Consider the following 22,169-nt stretch of genomic DNA (forward strand, 5'->3'; position numbering starts at 1 on the left):
TCAGCGCAGAAACGTGCCGAAGGAGCGGGGGCTGTTGCCCGCCTTCACCAGCGCCTTCTGATGGCCGCTTTCGGCATCCAGAACAGACAGCGTATCGTCCATCCAGTTGACGACGTACAGAGTCTTGCCGTCCGGGCTGGTCTGGATGCCTTCAGGATAGGAACCCACACGGAAAGTGGTGATCGGCTTGAGGCTCACCGTATCGAACACGGTGACGGAATCAGACATTTCGTTGGTCACATAGCCGCGCAGCCCATGCACGGCGACGACGTAGGGGCGATGTCCGGTCGGAATTCGGGCCAGCAGGGTACGTGACGGCAGGTCGATGACGGCGACATCATTGGATTCGACATCGGCGGCGTAGGCGCGTTTACCATCAGCGGAAACCGTGACACCAAACGGATGCTGCCCGGTCTTGATGGAGGCCAGATGTTTGAAATGCACAGGATCAAGGATGGAAACCTGATTATCTTCCCGGTCCGCGCAAATCAGGTTTTTGCCGTCGGGTGTGAAAACCAGCCCGGAAGGAGATTTCCCGGTTTCAATGACAGCTTTGACAGCGCCGCTCACGCTGTCCACAGCGGTGACATGATTGGCAAACCAGTCGGCCACAAACACGGTGCCGCCATCGGGTGAAACGGCAACACCCAGCGGTGCACCGCCGACTGTAATGCGTTTGATCACACTGCGCTGCACAGCATTCAGAATGGTAAGGCTGTGATCTTCGGGGGCAGTGACATAGGCGCGGCTGCCATCCCGGCTCATTGCAATTCCGGCGACATCCCCCGTCATTGGAATGGAGGCGACCGGTTTCGCGCTTTCCAGATCGATGATGGTGACCATGTGACCCTGCTGATCGGTCACGAAAGCTTCCGCCGCCCGGCCTGTCAGCGGGGCAAGCAAAAGGGAAGCGGCCGTTAACGCGCTCAGCAGGGTCCTGATCATGGGGTTTTTAACCGCCGAATTTGGCCTTCAGGGCGGCGAGACCGGCTTTCAAGTAGTCAGCAACCGCCTTTTTGGACGCTTCATCGTTCAGGTTCGGCGGCGGATCATTGTTCATGTAGCCGCGATAGAAAGCCGCGTTCCATTCGACAGTGGATTTGCCACCATCGGCCGGAGAGACGGACAGCTCCGTGGACAGGTCGTTCGCAGGCAGGGCATCCGGGTCGGGCTTGGTGAGGAAGGTTTTGTACAGATGCTCGGTGGCATCGTACTTGTCCAGAGACTCGGTGATGGGCTTCCCGGACGCTTTCAGCGTCAGGGTGCGCAGGGAGGTAACCTTGTTACCACCATCACCGGTGACGCTCGCCACGGCAGGATTCCAGCTCATGTCGTGGAAATTGCCGATGACGGCCCAGACTTTGTCCGGAGTTGCGTTGACCGTCACAGATTCCTCGACCTTCTGGCGGGTCGGGCCATGGGCGGAGGCCTGTGAAGCGGCAAAAGAGGATACAAGAACCGGCACAGCCAGCATGGCTGCGCGGGCAGGGGTAAGCCAGTGAAGAAGCATGACAATCTCCCGTTGGGGCGGCAAATATTGCCCGCTCTTTCCCGCAGAACAAGCGCAGGGGGAAGAAAAAGTCTTAAATTCGAGGTTCATTTCAGCCTTTTGCCCCTTCACCCTTTTAATGAGGCTGAAGGGGCAACGGTGGCAGAAAGCAGGGTTTTATTCTCCGGCCTGACGGCGAATGGCGGAGAGCAGCGTATCGATGTCCTGATTATGGTGTTGCAGGAAGCTGGCGTAATCCTGCCGCTGGGTAAGGCGCAGGCTGGTGCCTTCTGCCAACACATCCACGATCCGGGGGCCGCTGCCTTGTGTCGCCACGACCCACTGAACATTGGCGGGTGCATTGCCGGGACGGTTGATAATGGTCTGGACCAGCGTGTTTTCGCCCTGTGGCGTGACCCGGCCGAGCGTATAGCTCATGCCCTTGGCTTCACCGATCTTGCTGGTAACGTTGCGGACCAGAACCTTGTGAAACAGGGTCAGATAATCCTGCCGCTGCTGCGGGGTGGCAGTAGCCCAGTAACGGCCCAGACAGAAGCGGCCCACATTGCCGACATCGATATAGCTGTCGACGATGCGGGTCAGTTCAGCTTTTTTCTGGGCTTCACTGGGGGAGTTATTGACCGCTGCCACCAGTTCATTCCCGGCACGGCGGATGAAATCGGCCGCTACATTGCTTTGGGCATGGGCGGGCAGGGGCAGAAATGTGGCGCCGGCAAGGGCGGCAGCCAGAAACAGGCGTCGGTTCAACACAATGGCATCCATGAGGTTCAGTTTTACCATTCACGCGGGAGCGGTGTGAACACCAGCTCCGGATCAGGGTTGTCCCGGTCCGGAAGCGGGGAACAGTTCTTCGTCCTTTACCGTCCCTTTGTTACGGGCATCTTCGATCACGCTGGCGCGGTGCTGACGGAACAGGCTGCGGAACGTGGCGTAAGGGTCTAACGACGTTTCCTGGATTGAGTTCAGAACATCATTCGCCTGATCGCGCATATCGGCAGCCGAGACGCTGTACTGTGCCCAGAGCAGCTTGTTGACCGTAGCGCCCTGACCGACCCATGTTGTGGGGGACATGGCAACATCAATGCCATAGCCGGAGGCGTCACGCGGATTACTTGGCCCCAGAATCGGCAGGAACAGGAATGGGCCTTCCGGCACGCCCCACAACGCCATGGTAACGCCGAAATCGGTATCGTGTCGCTTGATGCCCATATTGCCCGCCACATCGAACAGGCCGCCAATGCCAAGCGTGCTGTTGATGGCAAAGCGGCTCAGTGTGTCCCCGGCGCGTTTCCCGTTCCACTGCAGAATATCGTTGGCCAGAACCACGGGCGTCTGGATATTGGTGATCGCGTTGCGGAACCCGGTGCGGACAGGGGAGGGCACGACGTAATGATAGGCAAGGGCCACCGGCTTCAGCACCACCGCATCAATGGCATCATTCACCTGGTACATGACCCGGTTGGTGGGTTCCAGCGGATCGTTGGCCTGCTGGTATTCCGCGAGGGCTTCCTTGTCGCTGGCAGGTGGTTTCGTCGCACATGCGGCTATCAGGCAGGGCAGCAGCATGACAGCTGCCAGCCGGCGCAACGGAAGCCCGAACGGACGCATCGTCGAAACTGTGTCAGAACAATCAGCACGCATGGGCGGCAGGTCCTTGAAGAATTAAGCCCCGCCGCGAAGGTCGGGGGTGATGGCCAGACAGCCTGTCTCTGCGAACTGTTGTAGCATGCAGTTACCGGGCTGCAACGCATCCGGATGTATGAGGTTGTGCATCATGGTGCTATCAGGCAAGAGCTAGCCATCACTGTGGCCGTCAGGTGACAATACTGACCGGCTTTTCCCTTCCGGTGTGAGGGGACGGATGGAGGCAGAGGGATATGAATCGTCTGGCGGGTCAGGAACAGCAGGGTGAAAGCGCGACATTGCGACGCTGGCTGACCGGCCCGCGCGTGACCGGGCTGCCGGCCATGGATGCGGAGCACCCCGTGCCGCTGCTGTCGTTTGAGTTCTTCCCGCCGAAAACGGAAGCGCTGGAACGTCAGCTCTGGTCCTGCATCCGCCGTCTGGAGCCGCTGGGGCCACGTTTTGTCTCCGTCACCTATGGTGCCGGTGGATCGACTCAGGCCCGTACGCATGAGACCGTCGCCCGTATCGTCCGTGAAACCAGCCTGACCCCTGCGGCGCATCTGACCTGTGTCGGCGCCACACGCGATGAGGTCGATGAGGTTGCCCGCCATTACTGGGAGGCCGGGGTGAGGCATATCGTCGCCCTGCGGGGAGATATGCCGGGCGGTGCCCCGTATCAGCCCCATCCGGGCGGATACGCCTATGCCTCCGATCTGGTGGCGGGGCTGAAACGGATCGGGGATTTCGAGATTTCAGTGGCGGCCTATCCCGAAACTCATCCGGCTGCACCGGATGCCGGGTTTGATCTGGACAATCTGAAACGCAAGCTTGATGCCGGGGCGACACGGGCGATCACCCAGTATTTCTTCGACACGGATACGTTCCTGCGTTTTCTGGATCGCTGCCTAGTCGCGGGCATTACCGCGCCGATCGTACCGGGTATCATGCCTGTCTCCAACTATGCGCAGGCGGTTCGCTTCAGCACTGCGATCGGTACCAGCGTGCCGGACTGGCTGGGCCGCCTGTTCGACGGGCTGGAAGATGATGTGGAAACCCGCCGTATGGTGGCGGCGGTGGTCGCGGCGGAGCAGGTCAGGCTGTTGCAGGCCAACGGGATTGATGAATTTCACTTCTATACGTTGAACCGTCCTGATCTGGTCTATGCGATTGCCCGTATTCTGGGTGTTCACCCAGCTGTCGCACCAGTTCCTGAGCAGGTATGATTTTTCCCCTCCGGACTGCCCCTGCACGGATGCGGCCCTGCACGGATGTGGTCTGACAACATATATCGGGTTTCGTGACCGATCATCCTTCATCGCCGTTTCCTCCTGCTGCTGCTTCTGTCCCATCCGAGGGACAGGAGGAGTATCTGGCGCGCCTGAACCCGGAACAGCGGGCGGCGGTGGAGACGATTGATGGGCCGCTGCTGGTGCTGGCCGGGGCGGGAACCGGCAAGACACGGGTGCTCACCACCCGCTTTGCCCATATCCTGAAAAGCGGACGGGCTTTCCCCAATCAGGTTCTGGCCGTTACCTTCACCAACAAGGCTGCCCGGGAAATGCGGGAGAGGGTCGGGGCGATCCTCGGTGAGAAGGTGGAGGGGCTGTGGCTCGGCACGTTCCATGCGCTCTGCGCCCGGATGCTGCGGCGGCATGCGGAGTATGTCGGCCTGTCCTCGAATTTCTCGATTCTCGACAGTGATGACCAGATGCGCCTGCTCAAGCAGGTGGCGGAGACGTTCCGGGTCGATACCAAAAGATGGCCGCTGCCCGGCCTGATGGCCGCCATCCAGCGCTGGAAAGATCGCGGCCTGACGCCGGAGCGTGTGACCCCGGCCGAGGATACGGATTATGCCTCCGGCCATGCCGTTGCGATTTATCGGGCGTATCAGGAGCGGCTGCGGACACTCAATGCGGCTGATTTCGGTGATCTGCTGCTCTATATGACGGAGATTCTCCGCTCCCGGCCTGAGGTGCTGACCCAGTATCACCGGGCTTTCCGTTACATTCTGGTCGATGAGTATCAGGATACGAATCTGGTACAGTATCTCTGGCTGCGTCTGCTGGCGCAGGGGCGGCAGAACGGGGATCAGAACATCTGCTGCGTCGGGGATGATGATCAGAGCATCTATTCCTGGCGCGGGGCGGAGGTGGAAAACATCCTGCGCTTCGAAAAGGATTTTCCCGGCGCTCATGTGGTGCGGCTGGAGAGCAATTATCGCTCGACCGCGCCCATTCTTGGCGCTGCGGCCGGGCTGATAGCGCATAATGAAGGACGGCTCGGCAAGACGCTGCGCCCGGGCCGGACCAATGCGGAGGGTGAGAAGGTCGATGTCATCTCGCTGTGGGATTCCGATGAGGAAGCCCGCATGGTGGGGGATCGCATCGAAACGGCGCGTCGGAACCGTCATCCTTTGTCGGAGATTGCAGTGCTGGTCAGGGCCGGCTTTCAGACCCGCTCCTTTGAGGAAAGGCTGATTACTCTGGGCGTGCCCTATCGCGTCATTGGCGGCCTGCGCTTTTATGAGCGGGCCGAAATTCGGGATGCGATCGCTTATGCGCGGTTATTGGCCCAGCCTTCCGATGATCTGGCGTTCGAGCGGATCGTGAATGTGCCTCGTCGTGGCGTGGGGGAGGTCGCGTTGCGTGGCCTGCACGAACGGGCGCGGGCTGATTCCGTTCCCCTGCTGGAGGCCGCTGCACGGCAACTGGCCGATGGTAAATTGCGCGGCAAGGTCAAGGACGGCATTGCTGCTTTCCTGCAGGGTCTTGAGAGTTGGCGACGCATGCTGGCCAGCGAAGGCCATGTCGCCACCATGGCCACCATGCTGGATGAGAGCGGCTACACGGAGATGTGGAAGCAGGATAAATCACCCGAGGCACCCGGGCGGCTGGAAAATCTCAAGGAATTGCTGCGGGCCATGGCAGAGTTCGATGCTCTGCCCGGTTTTCTGGATCATGTTTCTCTGGTGATGGAGAATGAGCAGGATGCGGGCGACGACAAGGTCAGTCTGATGAGCCTGCATGCCGCCAAGGGACTGGAATTCGATATGGTTTTCCTGCCCGGCTGGGAGGAAGGGCTGTTCCCCCATCAACGGGCGCTGGATGAAGGCGGCCTGAAAAGTCTGGAGGAGGAGCGGCGGCTGGCCTATGTCGGACTCACGCGCGCGCGCCAGAAAGCCGTGATCAGCCACGCCGCCAACCGGCGCATTTACGCCAACTGGCAGAGCGCTATTCCCAGCCGCTTTATCGAGGAACTGCCGCCGGACTGCATCCAGTCACAGGGGTCGGCAGTGATGGAGCGGGAACAGCGGTTGCGGGGTGGATTCGGAGGCGGCGTTCAGTTCCCGATGCTGGCGACCCGCACCGGTTCCCGTACTGGCCCGCGCACTCCGGCACCACGGGTGCGGGAAGCATGGGAACAGCCGGGCCGGGCATCTCAGGCAGGGCAGTTTTCGGTCGGCAGCCGGGTTTTTCATGAAAAATTCGGCTATGGAACGGTGACGGCGGTGATTGATGACCGTCTGGACGTGACATTCGACAAGGCAGGCCCGAAACGCATTCTTGACAGTTTCGTGGAACCGCGATGAGGAAGACAGATCAATGAGCCGCCATGCCACCGCTCTGGAGACGGTGCGCGTCATCGTTCCCGATGAAGCCGTCTATGCCTATGAAGCGGCGTTTCAGACCGTGTGCGGCAATGTCGGGCTCTGGCTGGATGAGGATACCGGCCTCTGGCATATTGAGGGGGTCAGGGAGCGTGGCACGCCGGGCCTCGATCAGGCTCTGGCGCTGGCACGCCTTGCCAGCGGTACGGATGCGGAGATCATCCGCACCGAAACGCCTGCTGATGGCTGGCTTGCCCGAACCTATGAATCATTCCCCGAACAGCTCGTAGGTCGCCGTTTTGCGGTGCGCGGCACACATCTGAACGGTCCTGATACGCCGGGCCGGATCACGCTGCGGCTGGATGCGGGGGTCGCGTTCGGCTCCGGCGAGCATGGCTCGACCCGTGGCTGTCTGCTGGCGCTGGAGCAACTGGTTGCAAAAGCTTCTCCAAAGCGGCGGGTGATCGATCTGGGGACAGGCTCCGGCATCCTTGCCATGGCGGCGGCACGGCTGATCAAGCCGCATCCTGTGCGGGTGCTGGCGGCGGATATCGAACCATGGTCGGTGCGTACCGCACAGCAAAATGCGGTGCTGAACCGGGTATCAAGGCGGCTAGACTGTCTTGTCTCGGATGGATGGAAGCGTCGTCCGATCCGGGCGAAGGCGCCTTATGATCTGATTTTCGCCAATATTCTGGCGCGCCCGCTTTGTGGCATGGCCTATCATCTGGCACAGTCTCTGGAACCGGGTGGCCATGTGATTCTGGCCGGGTTACTGGCGACACAGATGCGGATGGTGTTGGCAGCGTATCGCCGTCAGGGGCTGGTACTGTGGAAAGCGATTCCGCAGGGACACTGGATGACATTGATCCTTCACAAGCGTCCGGTGACCTCTTTGGAAAAAGCGGTCTCTGCGGCATAATTCAAGACGCCTATCATTATAAAAGAAGAGACGCGCTGAATGCTTCTTCCTCTTCCGACTGACAGAAAACGTGCTGCGGTCGTTGATCTGGGGTCCAATTCGGTACGCCTCGTGGTGTTTGAGGGGCAGTCACGGAATCCGCTGCCGATTTTCAACGAAAAAGCGGTGCTCCGGCTCGGGCGCGGATTGCAGACGACCGGAAGGCTGAACGGGGAGGCGGTCGAGCAGGCGCTGGTTGTCATGGCGCGGTATTACGCGCTGGCCCGTGCGATGCATGCCGATCCGTTCGAGGTATTGGCGACTGCCGCGGTGCGGGATGCCGAGAACGGCCCTGATTTTGTTGCTGCTCTGGAACGGATTATGCCGGGCGTGCCGATTCTGGTGCTGTCCGGCCATGAGGAGGCCACGCTCTCTGCGCGCGGTGTGCTGTGCGGGATGCCGCAGGCCAAAGGTATTCTGGCCGATATTGGCGGTGGCTCGCTGGAAGTGCTGCGACTGGAGGGGGGGGAGGCAAAAGATGCCACCACCCTGCGGCTTGGGGTCATCCGGCTGGCGGATCGTGCCGGAGGCGATCTGGTCAAGGCGCGGACGCTGGTCGATACCGACCTTGCTTCCCTACCGTGGCTGGGGCAGCAGCCGGGGCAGGATCTGCTGCTGGTGGGCGGAGCGTGGCGCGCAATGGCGCGTATCCATATGGCCCAGACCGGCTATCCGCTGAATATGGTGCATCATTATACGATCAGCCGGGATGAGGCGCGGGATCTGACCGGGGTGATCGCCTCCGCCAGTCCGAAAGCGCTGGAGCGGCTGCCTGCCGTGCCGCGCCGTCGCACGGAAGATTTGCCCTATGCGGCTCTGGTGCTGCGTCGGTTGCTGCGTGCTACTGGCTGCCGTCGTGTTGTATTCTCGGCCAATGGTCTGCGCGAGGGCTGGTATATGCGCACGATCCCGCCAGAGATTGCCGCGCGTGACCCATTGCGCGCGGCGGCCGAGGAAGATGCGCGCCTGTATAGCCGTGATCCTGCTCTGCCTGGCCGTCTTTGTGCCTGGACGGATGGATTATTTCCCGATGAGACCGAGGAACAGAGGCGGCTGCGCGAAGCCTGCTGTCTGATGTCCGATATCGGGCATCATGATCACCCGGAATTCAGGGCCGAGCAGGCGTTTCATTATCTGCTGCGTCAGCCGGGCAGCGGTCTGGATCACCATGGCCGGGCTTTTCTGGGTTTGACGATTGCCATGCGGTATGAGGCCGATCCGGCTTCTCCCTGGCTGCTGCCGGCGCGTTTGCTGCTGGATAGTGCTGCCGCGCTGCGGGCTGAGATTCTGGGGAACGCCCTTCGGCTGGCCTATACATTGTCCGGTGGCACTCCGGCCCTGCTGGCGCTGGCAGGTCTGGACGTCCGGAATGGAGCACTGGAACTGCGGCTGCATCGCGGTGGGGGTGTTTTTGCCGGTGAAAGCGTGGTGCGCAGGCTGGAGCAACTGGCCCAGATCATGGGCCTGAACCCTCTGATTGCAGAGGGATAAGTGATCGGGGTGCCTGATCAGGCCGTTGTGGTGATCAGTTTGATCTGCTTCCCGTCCACACCAAGACAGATCTTGCCGTTTTTCAGGGCAAGAGCATCCTGACCGAATACATCCCGCCTCCATCCGGTCAGAGCGGGCACATCCGGTTCCGCCTCGGTTGCCAGCCGGTCCAGATCCTCAGAGGAAGCCAGCAGCTTCGGAGCGACGTTATGCTGCTCGCTTTTGGCCGCAAGCAGCACTTTCAGCAATGAGACGAGCGCGGGAGAAGGGCGCGACCCATTCTCCCGGCCGCGTGGAATCGCGGGAAGATCAGACTCCGGCAGGGCCCTGGCCTCGGCAATGGCCGCCAGCAGGGTGGCGCCTGACCGGCCTTCCGCAAAGCCACGCCCGACTCCACGGGCCTGTGCCAGAGACTCTGCATCGGCAGGAGAGGTCGCGGCGATTTCCAGCAGGCTTTCATCCTTGATCAGGCGCTGACGCGGAATGTTCAGGCGCTGGGCCTCAATCTCGCGCCAGGCGCATATGGCGCGCAGCAACCCCAGATAGCGGCGGTTATTGGTGCGGGGCCGCAGCCTTTCCCACATCGTGACCGGATCAGTGCGATAGGTTGCAGGATCGGTCAGCACCGCCATTTCCTCGGATACCCAGGCAAGGCGGCCTTCTTTTTCCAGCCGGTCGCGAAGGGTCTCGTACACGCCACGCAGATAGGTGACGTCGGCGGCAGCATAGTCGATCTGGGCCTGAGACAGGGGACGGCGGGACCAGTCGCTGAACCGGTGCGCCTTGTCGATATGACCGCCGGTCAGTGATGAGACGAGCGTGTCATAGCCGACCTGATCACCAAACCCGGCGACCATGGCGGCGACCTGCGTATCGAACATGGGTTGCGGGATGGAGCCGAAGCGCAGCAGGAAAATTTCGATATCCTGCCGGCAGGCATGAAAAACTTTGATCACCGCCGGATCAGCCAGCAATTCTCCCAGAGGGGCGAGGTCCAGTTCCGGCGCCAGCGTATCGATCACGGCAACGGAATCCACGCCGCCAAGCTGGACGACGCAAAGTTCCGGCCAGTATGTGCGTTCCCGCATGAACTCGGTATCAATCGTGACGTACTGCTCTCTGCGCAGGGTTGTGCATAGCGCTGCGAGGTCTTCGCTTTTTGTGATCAGGGTGGGGCCTGGAAATCTGGAGCGGGGCTGGCGGGACATAGGGCTGCTTTTATACCCGTGTGTGCGGGGGCGGAAGGACCAATGGCGTGGTTGATGCTCCGAAATGCGATGGAACAGAAGGGTTTGAGGGTATGCTGCCATGTTGAGGATATTCCCGGCGGCTCAAGCAGGCCAGTCGGGACAAATTGCTCCTGACTGTCTGTCGCAGGCTAGCTGGATCGATCTGCATAATCCGACGGAAGAGGAAATCCGTCTGGTGTCTCAGGAAACCGGTCAGGCCATTCCCTCACGTCAGGCGCTGGAAGAGATCGAAAACTCGAGTCGCCTGCGCCTTGATGAAGAAACCCTGTATCTCAGCATGCCGCTGGTCAGTCGCTCCAGCGAAGAACCGGTGGTCGGTCCGCTCGGGCTGGTGGTGAACCGGGAACGTCTGATCACGGTCCGGTTTCAGGACGCACAGGTTTTTGATCGTCTGCATGAGGCATTGGCGCCCCGGCAGGTCAGAAGCGGCTCCGGTTTCCGGCTGATGGTTTCACTGATTGAGGCCATCGTTGACCGGCTGGCCGATGTACTGGAGATGACGGCGACCGATATTGATCATGTCTCGGGCACGATTTTCAGGGAAAGCCGTCAGACGTCCCGCAGACCGGCCCGTGCTGATCGTATGTTGCAGGCATCCCTGCGCCGGATCGGCCAACTGGGTGACAGGCTGGGCAAGATTCGTGACACCTTGCTGGGGGTCGGGCGGATCGTACCCTATGTGATCACGAACGCGCAGGACTGGTTGTCGGATGCGCTCACGGCGCGGCTGGAATCGTTGAAGGCCGATATTGCCTCTCTGAATGACTATGAGAATCATCTGAACATGAAGCTCAATTTTCTGCTCGATGCGACGCTCGGGTTCATCAATATCGAGCAGAGCGTGATCGTGAAGGTGCTGACCATCGTGTCTGTTGCGGGCATCCCTCCGGTACTGATTGCGGGCATTTATGGGATGAATTTCAAGCTGATGCCGGAGCTGGACTGGCATTACGGCTATCCGATGAGTCTCGGGCTGATGGTGCTGAGTGTCCTGCTGACGCTGGCGTGGTTTCGAATACGGGGATGGTTCTGATGCGGTTTTTCGGGGCATTATGGGCTTTGCCTGATGGCGGCCATCGGCTACTCAGTCGCGCCCCGGCTTTTTCGGGGGTGCCTGATAAAGATGTGTCGCTTCTGCCTGTCCGGCGGAGGTAGACGCCGCGAGGATTGACCCGATGCACGCCTATCGCAGCCATGATTGTGGTGCCCTGCGCGCCGCCGATACCGGAACGGAAGCCCGTCTGTCCGGCTGGATTCACAGCAAGCGCGATCATGGCGGCCTGCTGTTTATTGATCTGCGTGATCATTATGGTCTGACCCAGTGCGTTTTCGCCTCCGGTACCGATGTATTTGCGGCGGTCGAAAAGCTGCGCCCCGAAAGCGTGATCACCGTGACCGGGCAGGTTGTTGCACGTGAAACAGGGACGGTGAATCCGAAACTGCCGACCGGGCAAATTGAACTCCGTGTGACTGCGCTGGACGTTCAATCCTCGGCCGAGGTGCTGCCTTTGCAGGTGGCGGGCACTGAATCCTATCCCGATGAGCTGCGGCTGAAATACCGCTATATCGACCTGCGGCGGGAGCGTGTGCACCGGAACATGATGCTGCGTGCCCAGGTCATTGCCAGCCTGCGTCGCCGTATGATCGAGCAGGGCTTTACCGAATTTCAGACTCCGATCCTGACGGCATCCTCCCCTGAAGGTGCGCGCGACTTTCTGGTGCCGGCTCGTCTGCATCCGGGCAAGTTCTATGCGCTGCCGCAGGCGCCGCAGCAGTTCAAGCAGTTGGCGATGGTGGCGGGCTTTGATCGTTACTTCCAGATCGCCCCGTGTTTCCGTGATGAGGCCAGTCGTGCTGACCGTTCTCCCGGCGAATTCTATCAGCTCGATTTCGAGATGAGCTTCGCTACGCAGGAAGACGTGTTCGCTGCACTGGAACCGGTGATGGCGCAGGTGTTCGAGGAGTTCTCCAACGGTCGGGCGGTGACCAAGCCGCCTTTTCCGCGGATTCCCTATGAAACCGCGATGCTGGAATACGGCTCCGACAAGCCGGATCTGCGTAATCCATTGCGGATCACCGATGTGACGGCCCAGTTCGACGGCTCCGGTTTCGGGTTGTTTGCCAAGATCGCGGCTTCGGGCGGGATCGTCCGTGCTATTCCGGCACCGGGTGCTGCCGGAAACCCGCGCAGCTTCTTCGATAAGCTGAACGACTGGGCGCGGGCGGAAGGGGCCGGTGGCCTCGGCTACATCATTTTTGATGCGGAAGGCCCGAAAGGCCCCATTGCCCGCAATCTGGAGCCGGAGCGCGCGGAAGCCATCCGTGAGGCGTGCGGCTTAAAGGCAGGCGATGCGGTATTCTTTGCCGCAGGACAGAAGCTGGAAGCAGCCAAATTCGCAGGTGCCGTCCGGACTCGGTTGGGGCAGGAGTTGAATCTGATCGCACAGAACGAGTTCCGCTTCTGCTGGATCATCGATTTCCCGATGTATGAGCTGAACGAGGAAACCGGCCAGATCGATTTCAGCCATAACCCGTTCAGCATGCCCCAGGGTGGGCTGGATGCGCTCAACAATCAGGATCCGCTGACGATCAAGGCGTATCAGTACGATATCGTGTGCAACGGGATTGAGCTTTCATCGGGCGCTATTCGTAACCATCGTCCTGATCTGATGATCCGTGCGTTCGAGATCGCAGGCTATCCGGCCAGCGAGGTCGAAGCACGGTTCGGCGGCATGCTGAATGCGTTCCGCTACGGCGCCCCCCCGCATGGTGGGGCCGCGCCGGGAATTGATCGTATGGTGATGCTGCTGGCGGATGAGCCGAATATCCGCGAGGTGATCCTGTTCCCGCTCAATCAGCAGGGCGAGGATCTGATGATGGGGGCCCCGGCCGAGGTCGAGCCTGCCCGGTTGAAAGAACTGTCACTGCGGATCGAGAAGCCGCCTGTGGTTAAAAAGGGGTAATATTGGTCCCCTTCTCCTGCCTGAGCAGTATTTTCCGCTCTGGCGGGGGTTGGCGATCGTGGCAGGAGGCTCTTATCCTCCCCACATGGCACGTATCCGCGATTTTCTCCTTCTGTCCCGTATCCATGCAGCGCAGGAGGGCGCGCCTGTCCTGAAGGCCCAGCCGGTCAATGGGTTTTCCATGGCGCTGGTCGGGCTGATACTGGGGGGCGGGATCAGTCTGGCAGCCATCCAGCCAGCTTTTGCGGCTTCAGCCGGAGGGGGGGAAGAAAAGTCTTCTTCCCATAGTATCGTGCAGACTGCGCAAGCGGCTTCTGCCATCACGCCCACGGAGCATCCTACTCAGGCCCAGATTTTTAAGATCGCCTCCGGGATGGCGGCGCATCGCATCCATTATGATCTGACGCTGGATGGCACCCCGACAGGGGATGTGATTGGCGCTCGCGGCGGCATGGATTACGAGGTCATTGATGCCTGTGACGGCTGGGCCACACGGCAGCGTCTGGAGATGACCATTTCCAATCGGGATGGTCAGGATATCCAGATGGTTTCGGATTACACCACCTGGGAATCCAAAGACGGCACCCACATGCGTTTTCACATGCGGCAGACTACGGATACCGCCGTATCGCAGGAAACGGCAGGTGAAGCCTCTATGAACGGTTTCGGTCAGAGCGGGACGATCCGTTACGATCTGCCGCGTCCGATGACCAAGCCAATTCGGGCCGGTACGTTCTTCCCGATGATGCATACCGCGGCACTGTTGGCCGCGGCGGAGAACGGGATCAAATTTTCTGCCCTGCCCCTGTTTGATGGAACATCGGCAGATGGAGTGCAGGATACATTTGTCGTAGCGCTCGATTGGAAAAAATCGGTTCCGGTCGAGATCAACCTGCTGAAGGACATGCCGAGCGCCAAAGTGCTGGTGTCCTTCTTCGACACCGACAAGGCGAGGATCGAGCCTGCTTATCAGGCCGGTATGCGATACTGGCTGAATGGCGTGGCGGATGACCTCACCATGAATTTCGGTGATTTCAAACTGAAAGGCAGCATCGCATCCTTCAAGTCACTACCGCATAAATGCTGATCTGGTCGCCGCTTATGGCGGTGGTGCGGCAGTGACGGTCAGCTTCTGTTTGTGAAAGAACTGCATAATCCCGGTCGGAATCCAGTTCTGTGTTTGTCCCAGGATGTAATTGCCTGCTGGCAGATAGCCATTATGGACGATCATGCCATCCGGCTGCTGATAAAAAGTCATTGCTTCAGCGTGGGCTGTGCCGGACACCCATGTCGCTGCTTTCGCCGCAGTGACCTGATCAATGAGCGCATGATCATGCTGGAGCGCTGGCAGGCGAACAGGCAGCGCGATCAGAAGCGCCACGGCGAATGGCAACGCTGACACGGCCCGCAGATATCGTGTGTCGATCAGGGACCAGCGGGCTGATGCAAATCCAAGGGCCATAACCGCCAGCAGGATATAGCTTTCACGGATCGTGGCGTGCCGGGCGCAGCAGACATAATCAAATTGATAATAGGCTGCGAGGATGGAGATATAAGCGGCTGAGAGCAGGGCGAGAGCAAAGCCTGTCAGAAGCCCCGCTCGAATCCGGGCTCCATCGCGGCGCATGCTGCTCCAGCACCAGCGTGCTCCCAGAAAAAACAGCAGATGAATCCAGCCGAGCGGCATTTGGCTCTGTGTTGAAAAGCCAAGCTCCTCCATCAGAACGCCTGTCGCCGCCTGTGCGCTGGGAAGAACATGGTGAATATAGTGCCCTGTCTGGATGGGAAGTTCGGGGGTACCAACCCTCCCCAGCAACAGCAGAAACAAAATCAGTCCTGATCCCAGCAGAGGCAGACTCCAGCGAAAAAATACAGGCGGCTGCGGTTGCTCGGAAAAGGCGAACGGAGCATTCATGATGGTGAAGAGGAAGACGAAAAACGCGCCGGTTTCACTACTCCATGCGGCAATGATCAGCAGCACGATGGATCGGGTGGAGGTAATGGGTGTGTTGCTGGCGATCTCCCAGAACAGCAAGGTGATGGCTGCCAGTGTCGTGACATAAGCAACGGCTGATTGAGGCCAGAAAAACACCTCGGTCGGATCGGTATCGAGCAGATAGAAGGCGGGCAGCGCCAGACAGAGACAAAGCTGGAGCAGTTTTTTGTTGCTGCTGCGCCTCAGGATGGCCAGCCCGCTGATGATCAGAACCGCCCATAAGCTTCCGATGATCGCGGTGATCATGGGGCGATGTAAAGCGGTTGATGCAAGATAGTACAGCCAGAGAATGAACTCGGAGACCGGCCTGGGACTCCAGTGGAAAAAACGATCCAGAAGAAACGGCAGGCCGGTATCCCGATTATGGGCAAATGTAATGAACTCGTCAGCCTGCCATCGGCTGAGCGGGATCAGGCGGGCATAAATGGCAATGGAGACAGTCAAAAAAAGCGATATCACCGCTGCAATTGATAGTTCCAGAAAATCAGTAAGAGATTTTTTGGTGATGTGTGCCTTCATCGTTCTATTATACGGTGAAATTTTTTCGTAATTCCAGCTCTTCCATTCAAGATCAAGAAAAATATCCTTATAAGATATTGCAATCTTATAAGGATATTCCTGATATTCTATGAAGAGAAAATTTTTTATTATCGTTCTGAAACCGTCACAGCTTCCAGTCCGAACCCGATCTGACCGTCAAAAGACCATGATTGACGTTCCGTGGGCGAGATCGGACGGGCAATCCGGAAGGTCAGGCGGCGCAGGCCAGTCACGGGTGGCAACTCAGCCTGATAGGTTTTGATCTGCATATCGGTCAGATCCCATTCCGCGACAGGCACACCGTTTTGTAAAACGGTGACATGCTGGGTGCCTCCGCTGACGGGGGCAAAGCCCTGTGCCTGAACAACCAGATGCAGGGCGCCGTTGCCGATGGCAGGAAGAAGGAGATCGGCTTGCGGGCCGACGCTCCATGTTCCCCACCCTGCCGGTTCAAGCCAGCCCTGAACCAGCAGGGTGGATAGCATATGCCCGGCGCTGGCAGGCAGACGCTCCCCACTTATGGCGTGAGGCAATCGGATGGCAGGCAGCCCCTCCAGCCTGGCTGTATCAGCAGTGCAGACCCCGAGCGCACCCAGCGCCCTGCATTGCTCCGCAGCATGATCGACCAGAAATGCAGAAGCCTGATGATTGGGCAGGAACAACTTGACCTCACCCGTTGCTAGCGTGGCTCCTCCGGCGGCGTCCAGTGAACATCCGGCGGCATTGTTGGTGCGGGCCGTATACATCGTGTTCACGGCAATGGGGACTTGGGCGGCAACCCACAGAACCTGCATCAGATCATTGATGTCGTTGTTCCAGCAACGGGCAGGCATATAGATGTTCAATCTGTTTTGCCCGGCAAGGATCTCCCGCAGCTTTATGCTGTCGAACGGTGACGCAACCTGCTGATGGGTTTCGGTGCGGACTCCTGCACGCAGTTGCGAGGTATCCAGAAACTGAAGCCCTGCCGCCAGTATGATCAGAGCCATGCCGATGGTGTGCCGATAGATCCCTTTCCACGCAGCAATCGCCGCGATGCTGACAGGCAGCAGCGTATAGGCCACCGGCCAGAATAATCGTCCGCTCGCCCTGATTTGTTGCAGGAAGCCGGGTGGCTGAGGAATGATCACCAGCAGACGATAAGGGCCAAGATACCATGTATGAGAGATGGCCAGCAGGATAAGGCACAGGCAGGCCAGCAGAAGCCCCCCATGCCTGCGCCAGCCGCCATGTACGAAATGATGCCATTCTGTCCGCTTGCTGACAGAAAAGGCCAGCACGATCAGCAGCAACAGCAATCCCGCTCCCAGATACTGGAAGCCTTCATATTGACCGCCTGTCATATCAATGGCGCCAATCCCGCGATTGGGCAGAAGGGCGGAAGAGGCTGGATAAAACGGGGCCAGCAGATTCATCGAATAATGGCCATATCCGCCATCTGACTTTGCCCCCCAGAGACTGGCGCCAGAGCCGGTCAGGACAACAAGAGCACCTGTCAGCACGACAGCGGCTGCGCATTTGCGCCAGCCTTTGTCTCCACGCAGCTTGAGTGTGACAGGAACAGCCAGAAACAGGCTGGCCACCATGACCATCAGATAAGGATGGATCAGCAGGCTCAGCACGGTCAGCACACAGCCTGCCAACAGGAGCGACAGGCGCGGCCCGGCACAGAGCCGGAAATACAGCCCGACCATCAGCAGGATCAGAAAATGCCCGCACAGGGCGGCATGCCCGATGCGGAAGATGAAGGTCGGCATGGAGATGGCCATCACCGCAATGGCAAGCGCAGGCAGCAGCCTTTTTTCTCCCAGACCGCGCAGGGCATATATGGCGGCAACCGGTTGCAGCATCCAGCACAGCGTCAGCCAGATGGTGACGGTCTCAAATCCTTTCGGCAGCCATGGTTGAAACAGTTTGGCCAGTAAAATGGTCAGAGGAATACTGTCGGTCAGGCTGACCGCCGTATCGGCCATTCTGTGAGAGACCAGAGGAGGCCAGTTCCAGGGCTCAGCCAGAAAATACCACTGGCCGACAATGTGCTGGGCCACATCGGCCGAAGTCGGTGCAGCGGACTGATAGTGCCCCAGAAAAGCGGAGAGCGGGAACAGGGTGCTGGTCAGCAGGACGCCGATCAGAAGACCCCATAGATAACTGAGACGACCGCTGGCGGCCGGCTCGGATGAAAAAGGTATCAGGATCGTCTCCCTGGAACTGGCGGGGGTAGTATCATTCCGCGTCCGTGCTGAATAACACGGTCTCCGAATTTATCACGCAGCTGATCCAGCGCTTTCCGGGCTGCGGCGCGTCTGGTGCTGGTCTGGTCCATTAAATCACCGGGATCGGCCAGGGAAGCGCTGACCAGCGGTGAAGCCCCCAGCCCGATCAGGCGAAAACGGGTGCCATCGGTTTCTTTTTCCAGCAGGTTGCGTCCTGATTCGAACAGTGTTTCGGGCAGGCAGGTCGGCCTGTGCAGGCGACGACTGCGGGTGCGCTGGGCGAAACCGGCGGTTTTCAGCTTCAGCACGATGCCCGACGCAGCCAGATCCTGCTCCCTCAGGCGGCGCGCCAGTTTTTCAGCCATACGCCAGAGATGCCGCTCCAATGTCTCCTGGTCGCTGATATCGGCTTCAAAGGTGGTTTCCGCACTGACGGATTTCGTGTCGCGCTCAGGGGAGATACGACGGGAATCTTCTCCCCTTGCCCTCCGCACCAGGCCTGGCCCGTCATCGCCGAGGCGTCGCCGTGCTTCGCGGTCATCCAGTGCCTGCAACTGCCCCAGCAGCACGATGCCCTGCGCAGCCAGATGACTGGCCTGCGCGGCTCCGATTCCAGGCAGCAGGCGGACCGGCTCCGATGCCAGCACCTGTGCGGCTTCTGCCCCAATGACGCTGAAGCCGCGTGGCTTGTCCCGACCGGCAGCGATCTTGGCCATCAACCGGTTGGCGGCCAGTCCGATGGAGACGGTCACGCCCAGCTCTGCTTCCACCTGTTGTGCGAACCGTGCCAGCACACAGGCCGGGGACATACCGTGAAGTGCCTCCGTGCCAGACAGATCAAGGGCGGCTTCATCAATGGACAAAGGCTGCACCAGAGGCGTCAGCGCCAGCATCATCTCCCGGATACGATGGGCGGCGGCACGATATTTTGGAAAATCGGGCGGCAGAACAACGGCGTCCGGGCAGGCTTTCAGGGCCTGAAACATCGGCATGGCACTGCGCACCCCCTGCATCCGGGCTATATAGCAGGCAGCCGCGACGACGCCCCGTTTGCCGCCGCCGACCAGAACGGGCTTCGCGGCCAGTTCCGGGCGATCATGTTTTTCGACACTGGCATAAAAAGCATCGCAATCGACATGCGCGACGGTCAGTTGATGCAATTGCGGATGACGAACGATCCGGCGGGAGCCGCAGGTGCAGCGCAGCCCTGCCGGCGCAGCCAGACAGTCCCGGCACAGCGAGGTGGCTGTTGCCGTCATCCCGGCAGAGGCTCTGGCGCCGGCCATAACCATGCCGCACCGCGCACGCCGGAACTGTCACCGTGCCGGTTTTTCAGTACTGGCGTATCGCAGCGGTCATTGAAAACATGGCGGGCCATCAGGCCGGGCACGATGCTGTAGAGGTGGTCCATGGCCGATAATCCCCCACCCAGCACGATGGCATCGGGGTCCAGCACATTGACGATCGCTGCCAGCCCGCGTGCCAGCCGATCCGCATGTCGGTCCAGCGCCTGTTGCGCAGCAAAATCGCCCGCCCGCGCACGCGCAGGCAGGTCATGAGCGTCGTGGCAGCCGGGACCATCGCAGGAGGCGGCCAAAGCCGGTCCGCTGAGATAGGTTTCCAGACAGCCATGCTGTCCGCACCAGCAGGCCGGTAAGGGCAGATCCTCTGCATCGGGCCATGGCAGCGGATTATGCCCCCATTCTCCGGCAATACGGTGGCGCCCGGTCAGGGCATGGCCATTGACCACTATTCCACCCCCACAACCCGTGCCCAGAATCACACCGAACACGATGTTCATCCCCGCGGCTGCCCCATCAGAGGCCTCGCTGAGTGCAAAGCAGTTGGCATCATTTTCCACCCTGATCGGGCGATGCAGAAGCTCTGCCAGATCACGATCCAGAGCATGACCGATCAGATAGGTAGAGTTGGCGTTCTTCACCAGTCCGGTCCGGGCGTCGATGGTGCCGGGAATGCCCATGCCGACACTGCCATGCCCGCCCAGCGCCTGTTCCGCCGCTTCCACCATGGAGGCGATCTGGCGCAGTGAAGGGTCATAAAATGATGGGGTTATGGCGCGACGGCGGTACAGGATATCGCCATCCCGTCCCAGAGCGACAATCTCCGTCTTGGTGCCGCCAAGATCAATGCCGATACGGAAATCGGGGCCGATACGAAAATCAGGAATGCCATGCGCCATGATCACGTGATGCCGCAGCTATCGGCCATGCTCAAGCGCCAATGCTGCTTGTTCTCATGGTCTCTATGGCAGGGCGGGCTTGTCCTGTTGGACAGAAGAGCGGAGAATTACGTCATGGCCGAAACTGTTCTGGATGTCAGGGGCCTCAGTTGCCCTTTGCCTGTGCTCCGTGCCAACCGTGCCCTACGGGGTATGGCGGCAGGGGACCGTCTGCGGGTGCAGGCGACCGATCGTGCCTCCGTGGCGGATTTCCATGCTTTCTGTCGAGAGACCGGCCATGCTCTGGTGGCCTGGAGCGAGGAAGGCGGCGTGTTCAGTTTCGTGATCAGGCGCCGCGGCGATCCTTTCCCTTCCGGATCGTCCACGGATCGGGGGGAGGGGCAGGGCACCGTTTCCGGCTGATCAGAGACGCAGGCGGCGGGGGCTGAAGGCTCTATCCAAAACGCCGCACAGCCGCTACGAGACTGGCCCTTCGATGCCCGCGGCAGGATAGAGGCAGGAATTGGCATGAGCGACGCGAAAAGCGGACCGTCATCTGTGTCTTCCGCTCCCATCGAGTCCTTGTCTTTCGAGGATGCGCTGGCCGAGCTGGAGCAGATTGTGCGTACCCTTGAAGGCGGCCAGCAGAAACTGGAACACGCTATTGCCGCGTATGAGCGTGGCAATGCACTGCGTCGCCACTGCGAGACGAAGCTTGCGGATGTCGAGGCGCGGGTGGCGGCGATTGTGGAATCAGCGGATGGCGTCACCGGTACCCGTCCTCTGAGCGACTGAGAGTTCGACCGGAAACGGATTATGATGACCATCATCCATACGGGAATGAAGCGGATATGACCGTGGCGACGCCTGAGCTTGCCCATACGCTGCCGGCCTCGGCTTTAAAGGAGGCCCTGACCCGTCGCGCCCATGAGGTCGAGGCGACGCTGGATCGTCTGCTGCCTGTTCCTCCCGGCCCGGAGTCACGGGTGGTGGAGGCGATGCGCTATGCGGTTCTGAATGGTGGCAAGCGTCTGCGGGCGTTTCTGGTGCTGGAAAGTGCTGCCCTGTTCGATGGGGTCGCCGCTGAATCCGGTGTGCGGACCGCGGCCTCGGTCGAAATGCTGCATGCTTATTCTCTGGTGCATGATGATCTTCCGGCGATGGATGATGACGATCTGCGCCGAGGCAAACCCTCTGCTCATCGCGCTTTTGATGAGGCAACCGCGATTTTGGCCGGTGATGCCCTTCAGACCAGTGCGTTCGAATTGCTGGCGGATGCGGCCACGCATCCTGATCCTGCCGCGCGCTGTGCGTTGGTGCTGGCGTTGGCCCGGGCTGTGGGTGCGGATGGCATGGTCGGTGGTCAGATGATCGATATGGCATCGGAAGGACGGGCGCTGACGGCGGAGCAGGTGGGGCGTCTGCATGCCCTGAAAACCGGGCGGCTGATTCAGTACAGTGCTGAGGCAGGCGGTATTCTCGGCGCGGCCACGCCAGCTCAGCAGGAAGCTCTGGCCTCTTACGGGCGTGATCTCGGGGCGGCGTTCCAGATTGTGGACGATATTCTGGATACTGAAGGCACGGCGGAAGAACTTGGTAAGACCGCCGGTAAGGATGAAGCCGCCGGCAAGGCGACGTTCGTTGCTGTGCTCGGTATCGACGGGGCAAAGCGCGAAGCACAGGCTCTGGCCGACCGTGCGAAGGCGGCTTTGTCCGTGTTCGGTGGGCGGGCGGCGATGCTGACCGCTCTGGTCGATTATGTTCTGGCGCGCCGTAGCTGAAGCGCTTTTTGATGAGGCGCCCTTCCGGTGTCCCGGAATGGACGCGTCG

At 60.1% G+C, this 22,169-nt stretch carries 19 protein-coding genes; 10 read left to right on the plus strand and 9 right to left on the minus strand.

The annotated features are described in order from the left end of the window. The 4 genes from GbCGDNIH8_RS01010 to GbCGDNIH8_RS01025 form a co-directional block, all read right to left on the minus strand. The gene (locus GbCGDNIH8_RS01010) at positions 1-945 is read right to left on the minus strand and encodes a YncE family protein (protein ID WP_081368765.1); all 945 of its coding nucleotides are present in this window, start codon (positions 943-945) and stop codon (positions 1-3) included. 7 nt (positions 946-952) lie between these two features. Then, entirely contained in the window at positions 953-1,510 is a 558-nt protein-coding gene (locus tag GbCGDNIH8_RS01015; RefSeq protein WP_095206397.1) for an SRPBCC family protein, read from the minus strand. 156 nt (positions 1,511-1,666) lie between these two features. Beyond that, on the minus strand, positions 1,667-2,272 hold the full coding sequence (locus GbCGDNIH8_RS01020) for an MlaC/ttg2D family ABC transporter substrate-binding protein (protein ID WP_072573493.1): 606 nt from the start codon (positions 2,270-2,272) through the stop codon (positions 1,667-1,669). 51 nt (positions 2,273-2,323) lie between these two features. After that, positions 2,324-3,151 (minus strand): MlaA family lipoprotein, encoded by an 828-nt coding sequence (locus GbCGDNIH8_RS01025; protein WP_081368767.1) that lies wholly within the window; start codon positions 3,149-3,151, stop codon positions 2,324-2,326. Positions 3,152-3,387: 236 nt separating this feature from the next. Between GbCGDNIH8_RS01025 and metF the strand changes: the two genes are divergently transcribed. The 4 genes from metF to GbCGDNIH8_RS01045 all read left to right on the plus strand — a co-directional run bounded on the left by metF (position 3,388) and on the right by GbCGDNIH8_RS01045 (position 9,195). Continuing rightward, a complete protein-coding gene (gene metF / locus GbCGDNIH8_RS01030) occupies positions 3,388-4,359 on the plus strand; it encodes a methylenetetrahydrofolate reductase [NAD(P)H] (RefSeq protein WP_072571767.1) in 972 nt (323 codons plus the stop codon). A 74-nt stretch (positions 4,360-4,433) separates the two neighbouring features. Further along, positions 4,434-6,725 carry an ATP-dependent helicase gene (locus GbCGDNIH8_RS01035; protein ID WP_072571768.1) on the plus strand — a complete coding sequence of 764 codons (2,292 nt, stop codon included), beginning with the start codon at positions 4,434-4,436 and terminating at the stop codon, positions 6,723-6,725. A gap of 13 nt (positions 6,726-6,738) precedes the next feature. Then, positions 6,739-7,665: a 50S ribosomal protein L11 methyltransferase gene (locus GbCGDNIH8_RS01040; protein ID WP_072571769.1), complete on the plus strand. Its 927-nt coding sequence runs from the start codon at positions 6,739-6,741 to the stop codon at positions 7,663-7,665. Positions 7,666-7,704: 39 nt separating this feature from the next. Continuing rightward, entirely contained in the window at positions 7,705-9,195 is a 1,491-nt protein-coding gene (locus tag GbCGDNIH8_RS01045; RefSeq protein WP_072571770.1) for a Ppx/GppA family phosphatase, read from the plus strand. Between the two features lie 17 nt (positions 9,196-9,212). Here GbCGDNIH8_RS01045 and rnd read toward each other — a convergent pair whose 3' ends face one another. Beyond that, positions 9,213-10,403: a ribonuclease D gene (gene rnd, locus GbCGDNIH8_RS01050; protein ID WP_072571771.1), complete on the minus strand. Its 1,191-nt coding sequence runs from the start codon at positions 10,401-10,403 to the stop codon at positions 9,213-9,215. 100 nt (positions 10,404-10,503) lie between these two features. Between rnd and GbCGDNIH8_RS01055 the strand changes: the two genes are divergently transcribed. The 3 genes from GbCGDNIH8_RS01055 (at position 10,504) to GbCGDNIH8_RS01065 (ending at position 14,495) form a co-directional block, all read left to right on the plus strand. Then, positions 10,504-11,478, plus strand: coding sequence for a magnesium transporter CorA family protein (locus GbCGDNIH8_RS01055; RefSeq protein ID WP_072571772.1), 975 nt, complete (start codon positions 10,504-10,506; stop codon positions 11,476-11,478). 142 nt (positions 11,479-11,620) lie between these two features. Further along, positions 11,621-13,408: an aspartate--tRNA ligase gene (aspS, locus tag GbCGDNIH8_RS01060; RefSeq protein ID WP_072571773.1), complete on the plus strand. Its 1,788-nt coding sequence runs from the start codon at positions 11,621-11,623 to the stop codon at positions 13,406-13,408. 85 nt (positions 13,409-13,493) lie between these two features. Then, complete coding sequence (locus tag GbCGDNIH8_RS01065) at positions 13,494-14,495, plus strand: cell envelope integrity EipB family protein (protein WP_081368768.1); 1,002 nt, start codon at positions 13,494-13,496, stop codon at positions 14,493-14,495. Positions 14,496-14,507: 12 nt separating this feature from the next. Here the strand turns inward: GbCGDNIH8_RS01065 and GbCGDNIH8_RS01070 are convergent, their stop codons facing one another. The 4 genes from GbCGDNIH8_RS01070 to GbCGDNIH8_RS01085 form a co-directional block, all read right to left on the minus strand. Then, the gene (locus GbCGDNIH8_RS01070) at positions 14,508-15,848 is read right to left on the minus strand and encodes a hypothetical protein (RefSeq protein WP_157692504.1); all 1,341 of its coding nucleotides are present in this window, start codon (positions 15,846-15,848) and stop codon (positions 14,508-14,510) included. Positions 15,849-16,051: 203 nt separating this feature from the next. Continuing rightward, complete coding sequence (locus tag GbCGDNIH8_RS01075) at positions 16,052-18,208, minus strand: DUF6311 domain-containing protein (RefSeq protein WP_475690356.1); 2,157 nt, start codon at positions 18,206-18,208, stop codon at positions 16,052-16,054. Continuing rightward, positions 18,136-19,452 (minus strand): DNA polymerase IV, encoded by a 1,317-nt coding sequence (locus tag GbCGDNIH8_RS01080; RefSeq protein ID WP_253736065.1) that lies wholly within the window; start codon positions 19,450-19,452, stop codon positions 18,136-18,138. Before GbCGDNIH8_RS01080 ends, GbCGDNIH8_RS01075 begins: the two co-directional genes overlap by 73 nt. Continuing rightward, positions 19,416-20,360, minus strand: a complete 945-nt coding sequence (locus tag GbCGDNIH8_RS01085; protein ID WP_072571776.1) for an ROK family protein — start codon at positions 20,358-20,360, stop codon at positions 19,416-19,418. The genes GbCGDNIH8_RS01080 and GbCGDNIH8_RS01085 overlap by 37 nt, the downstream gene beginning before the upstream one ends. Before the next feature lie 114 nt (positions 20,361-20,474). Between GbCGDNIH8_RS01085 and GbCGDNIH8_RS01090 the strand changes: the two genes are divergently transcribed. The 3 genes from GbCGDNIH8_RS01090 to GbCGDNIH8_RS01100 all read left to right on the plus strand — a co-directional run bounded on the left by GbCGDNIH8_RS01090 (position 20,475) and on the right by GbCGDNIH8_RS01100 (position 22,120). Then, positions 20,475-20,762: a sulfurtransferase TusA family protein gene (locus GbCGDNIH8_RS01090; protein WP_072571777.1), complete on the plus strand. Its 288-nt coding sequence runs from the start codon at positions 20,475-20,477 to the stop codon at positions 20,760-20,762. A 105-nt stretch (positions 20,763-20,867) separates the two neighbouring features. Next, the gene (locus GbCGDNIH8_RS01095; protein WP_072571778.1) at positions 20,868-21,134 is read left to right on the plus strand and encodes an exodeoxyribonuclease VII small subunit; all 267 of its coding nucleotides are present in this window, start codon (positions 20,868-20,870) and stop codon (positions 21,132-21,134) included. 56 nt (positions 21,135-21,190) lie between these two features. Further along, complete coding sequence (locus tag GbCGDNIH8_RS01100) at positions 21,191-22,120, plus strand: polyprenyl synthetase family protein (protein WP_072571779.1); 930 nt, start codon at positions 21,191-21,193, stop codon at positions 22,118-22,120. The last annotated feature ends 49 nt before the right edge of the window (positions 22,121-22,169 follow it).

This window comes from Granulibacter bethesdensis, from assembly GCF_001889545.1.
GTDB classification, from domain to species: domain Bacteria; phylum Pseudomonadota; class Alphaproteobacteria; order Acetobacterales; family Acetobacteraceae; genus Granulibacter; species Granulibacter bethesdensis_B.

Excerpts from the sequence above, each read along its gene's own strand:
- GbCGDNIH8_RS01010 (WP_081368765.1), bottom strand. The coding sequence starts at position 945 with ATGATCAGGACCCTGCTGAGCGCGTTAACGGCCGCTTCCCTTTTGCTT.
- GbCGDNIH8_RS01090 (WP_072571777.1), top strand. The coding sequence starts at position 20,475 with ATGGCCGAAACTGTTCTGGATGTCAGGGGCCTCAGTTGCCCTTTGCCT.
- GbCGDNIH8_RS01020 (WP_072573493.1), bottom strand. The coding sequence starts at position 2,272 with ATGGATGCCATTGTGTTGAACCGACGCCTGTTTCTGGCTGCCGCCCTT.
- GbCGDNIH8_RS01065 (WP_081368768.1), top strand. The coding sequence starts at position 13,494 with ATGGCACGTATCCGCGATTTTCTCCTTCTGTCCCGTATCCATGCAGCG.
- GbCGDNIH8_RS01080 (WP_253736065.1), bottom strand. The coding sequence starts at position 19,452 with ATGGTTATGGCCGGCGCCAGAGCCTCTGCCGGGATGACGGCAACAGCC.
- GbCGDNIH8_RS01095 (WP_072571778.1), top strand. The coding sequence starts at position 20,868 with ATGAGCGACGCGAAAAGCGGACCGTCATCTGTGTCTTCCGCTCCCATC.
- metF (WP_072571767.1), top strand. The coding sequence starts at position 3,388 with ATGAATCGTCTGGCGGGTCAGGAACAGCAGGGTGAAAGCGCGACATTG.
- GbCGDNIH8_RS01040 (WP_072571769.1), top strand. The coding sequence starts at position 6,739 with ATGAGCCGCCATGCCACCGCTCTGGAGACGGTGCGCGTCATCGTTCCC.
- GbCGDNIH8_RS01015 (WP_095206397.1), bottom strand. The coding sequence starts at position 1,510 with ATGCTTCTTCACTGGCTTACCCCTGCCCGCGCAGCCATGCTGGCTGTG.
- GbCGDNIH8_RS01100 (WP_072571779.1), top strand. The coding sequence starts at position 21,191 with ATGACCGTGGCGACGCCTGAGCTTGCCCATACGCTGCCGGCCTCGGCT.
- GbCGDNIH8_RS01055 (WP_072571772.1), top strand. The coding sequence starts at position 10,504 with ATGTTGAGGATATTCCCGGCGGCTCAAGCAGGCCAGTCGGGACAAATT.
- GbCGDNIH8_RS01045 (WP_072571770.1), top strand. The coding sequence starts at position 7,705 with ATGCTTCTTCCTCTTCCGACTGACAGAAAACGTGCTGCGGTCGTTGAT.
- GbCGDNIH8_RS01025 (WP_081368767.1), bottom strand. The coding sequence starts at position 3,151 with ATGCGTGCTGATTGTTCTGACACAGTTTCGACGATGCGTCCGTTCGGG.
- aspS (WP_072571773.1), top strand. The coding sequence starts at position 11,621 with ATGCACGCCTATCGCAGCCATGATTGTGGTGCCCTGCGCGCCGCCGAT.
- rnd (WP_072571771.1), bottom strand. The coding sequence starts at position 10,403 with ATGTCCCGCCAGCCCCGCTCCAGATTTCCAGGCCCCACCCTGATCACA.
- GbCGDNIH8_RS01085 (WP_072571776.1), bottom strand. The coding sequence starts at position 20,360 with ATGGCGCATGGCATTCCTGATTTTCGTATCGGCCCCGATTTCCGTATC.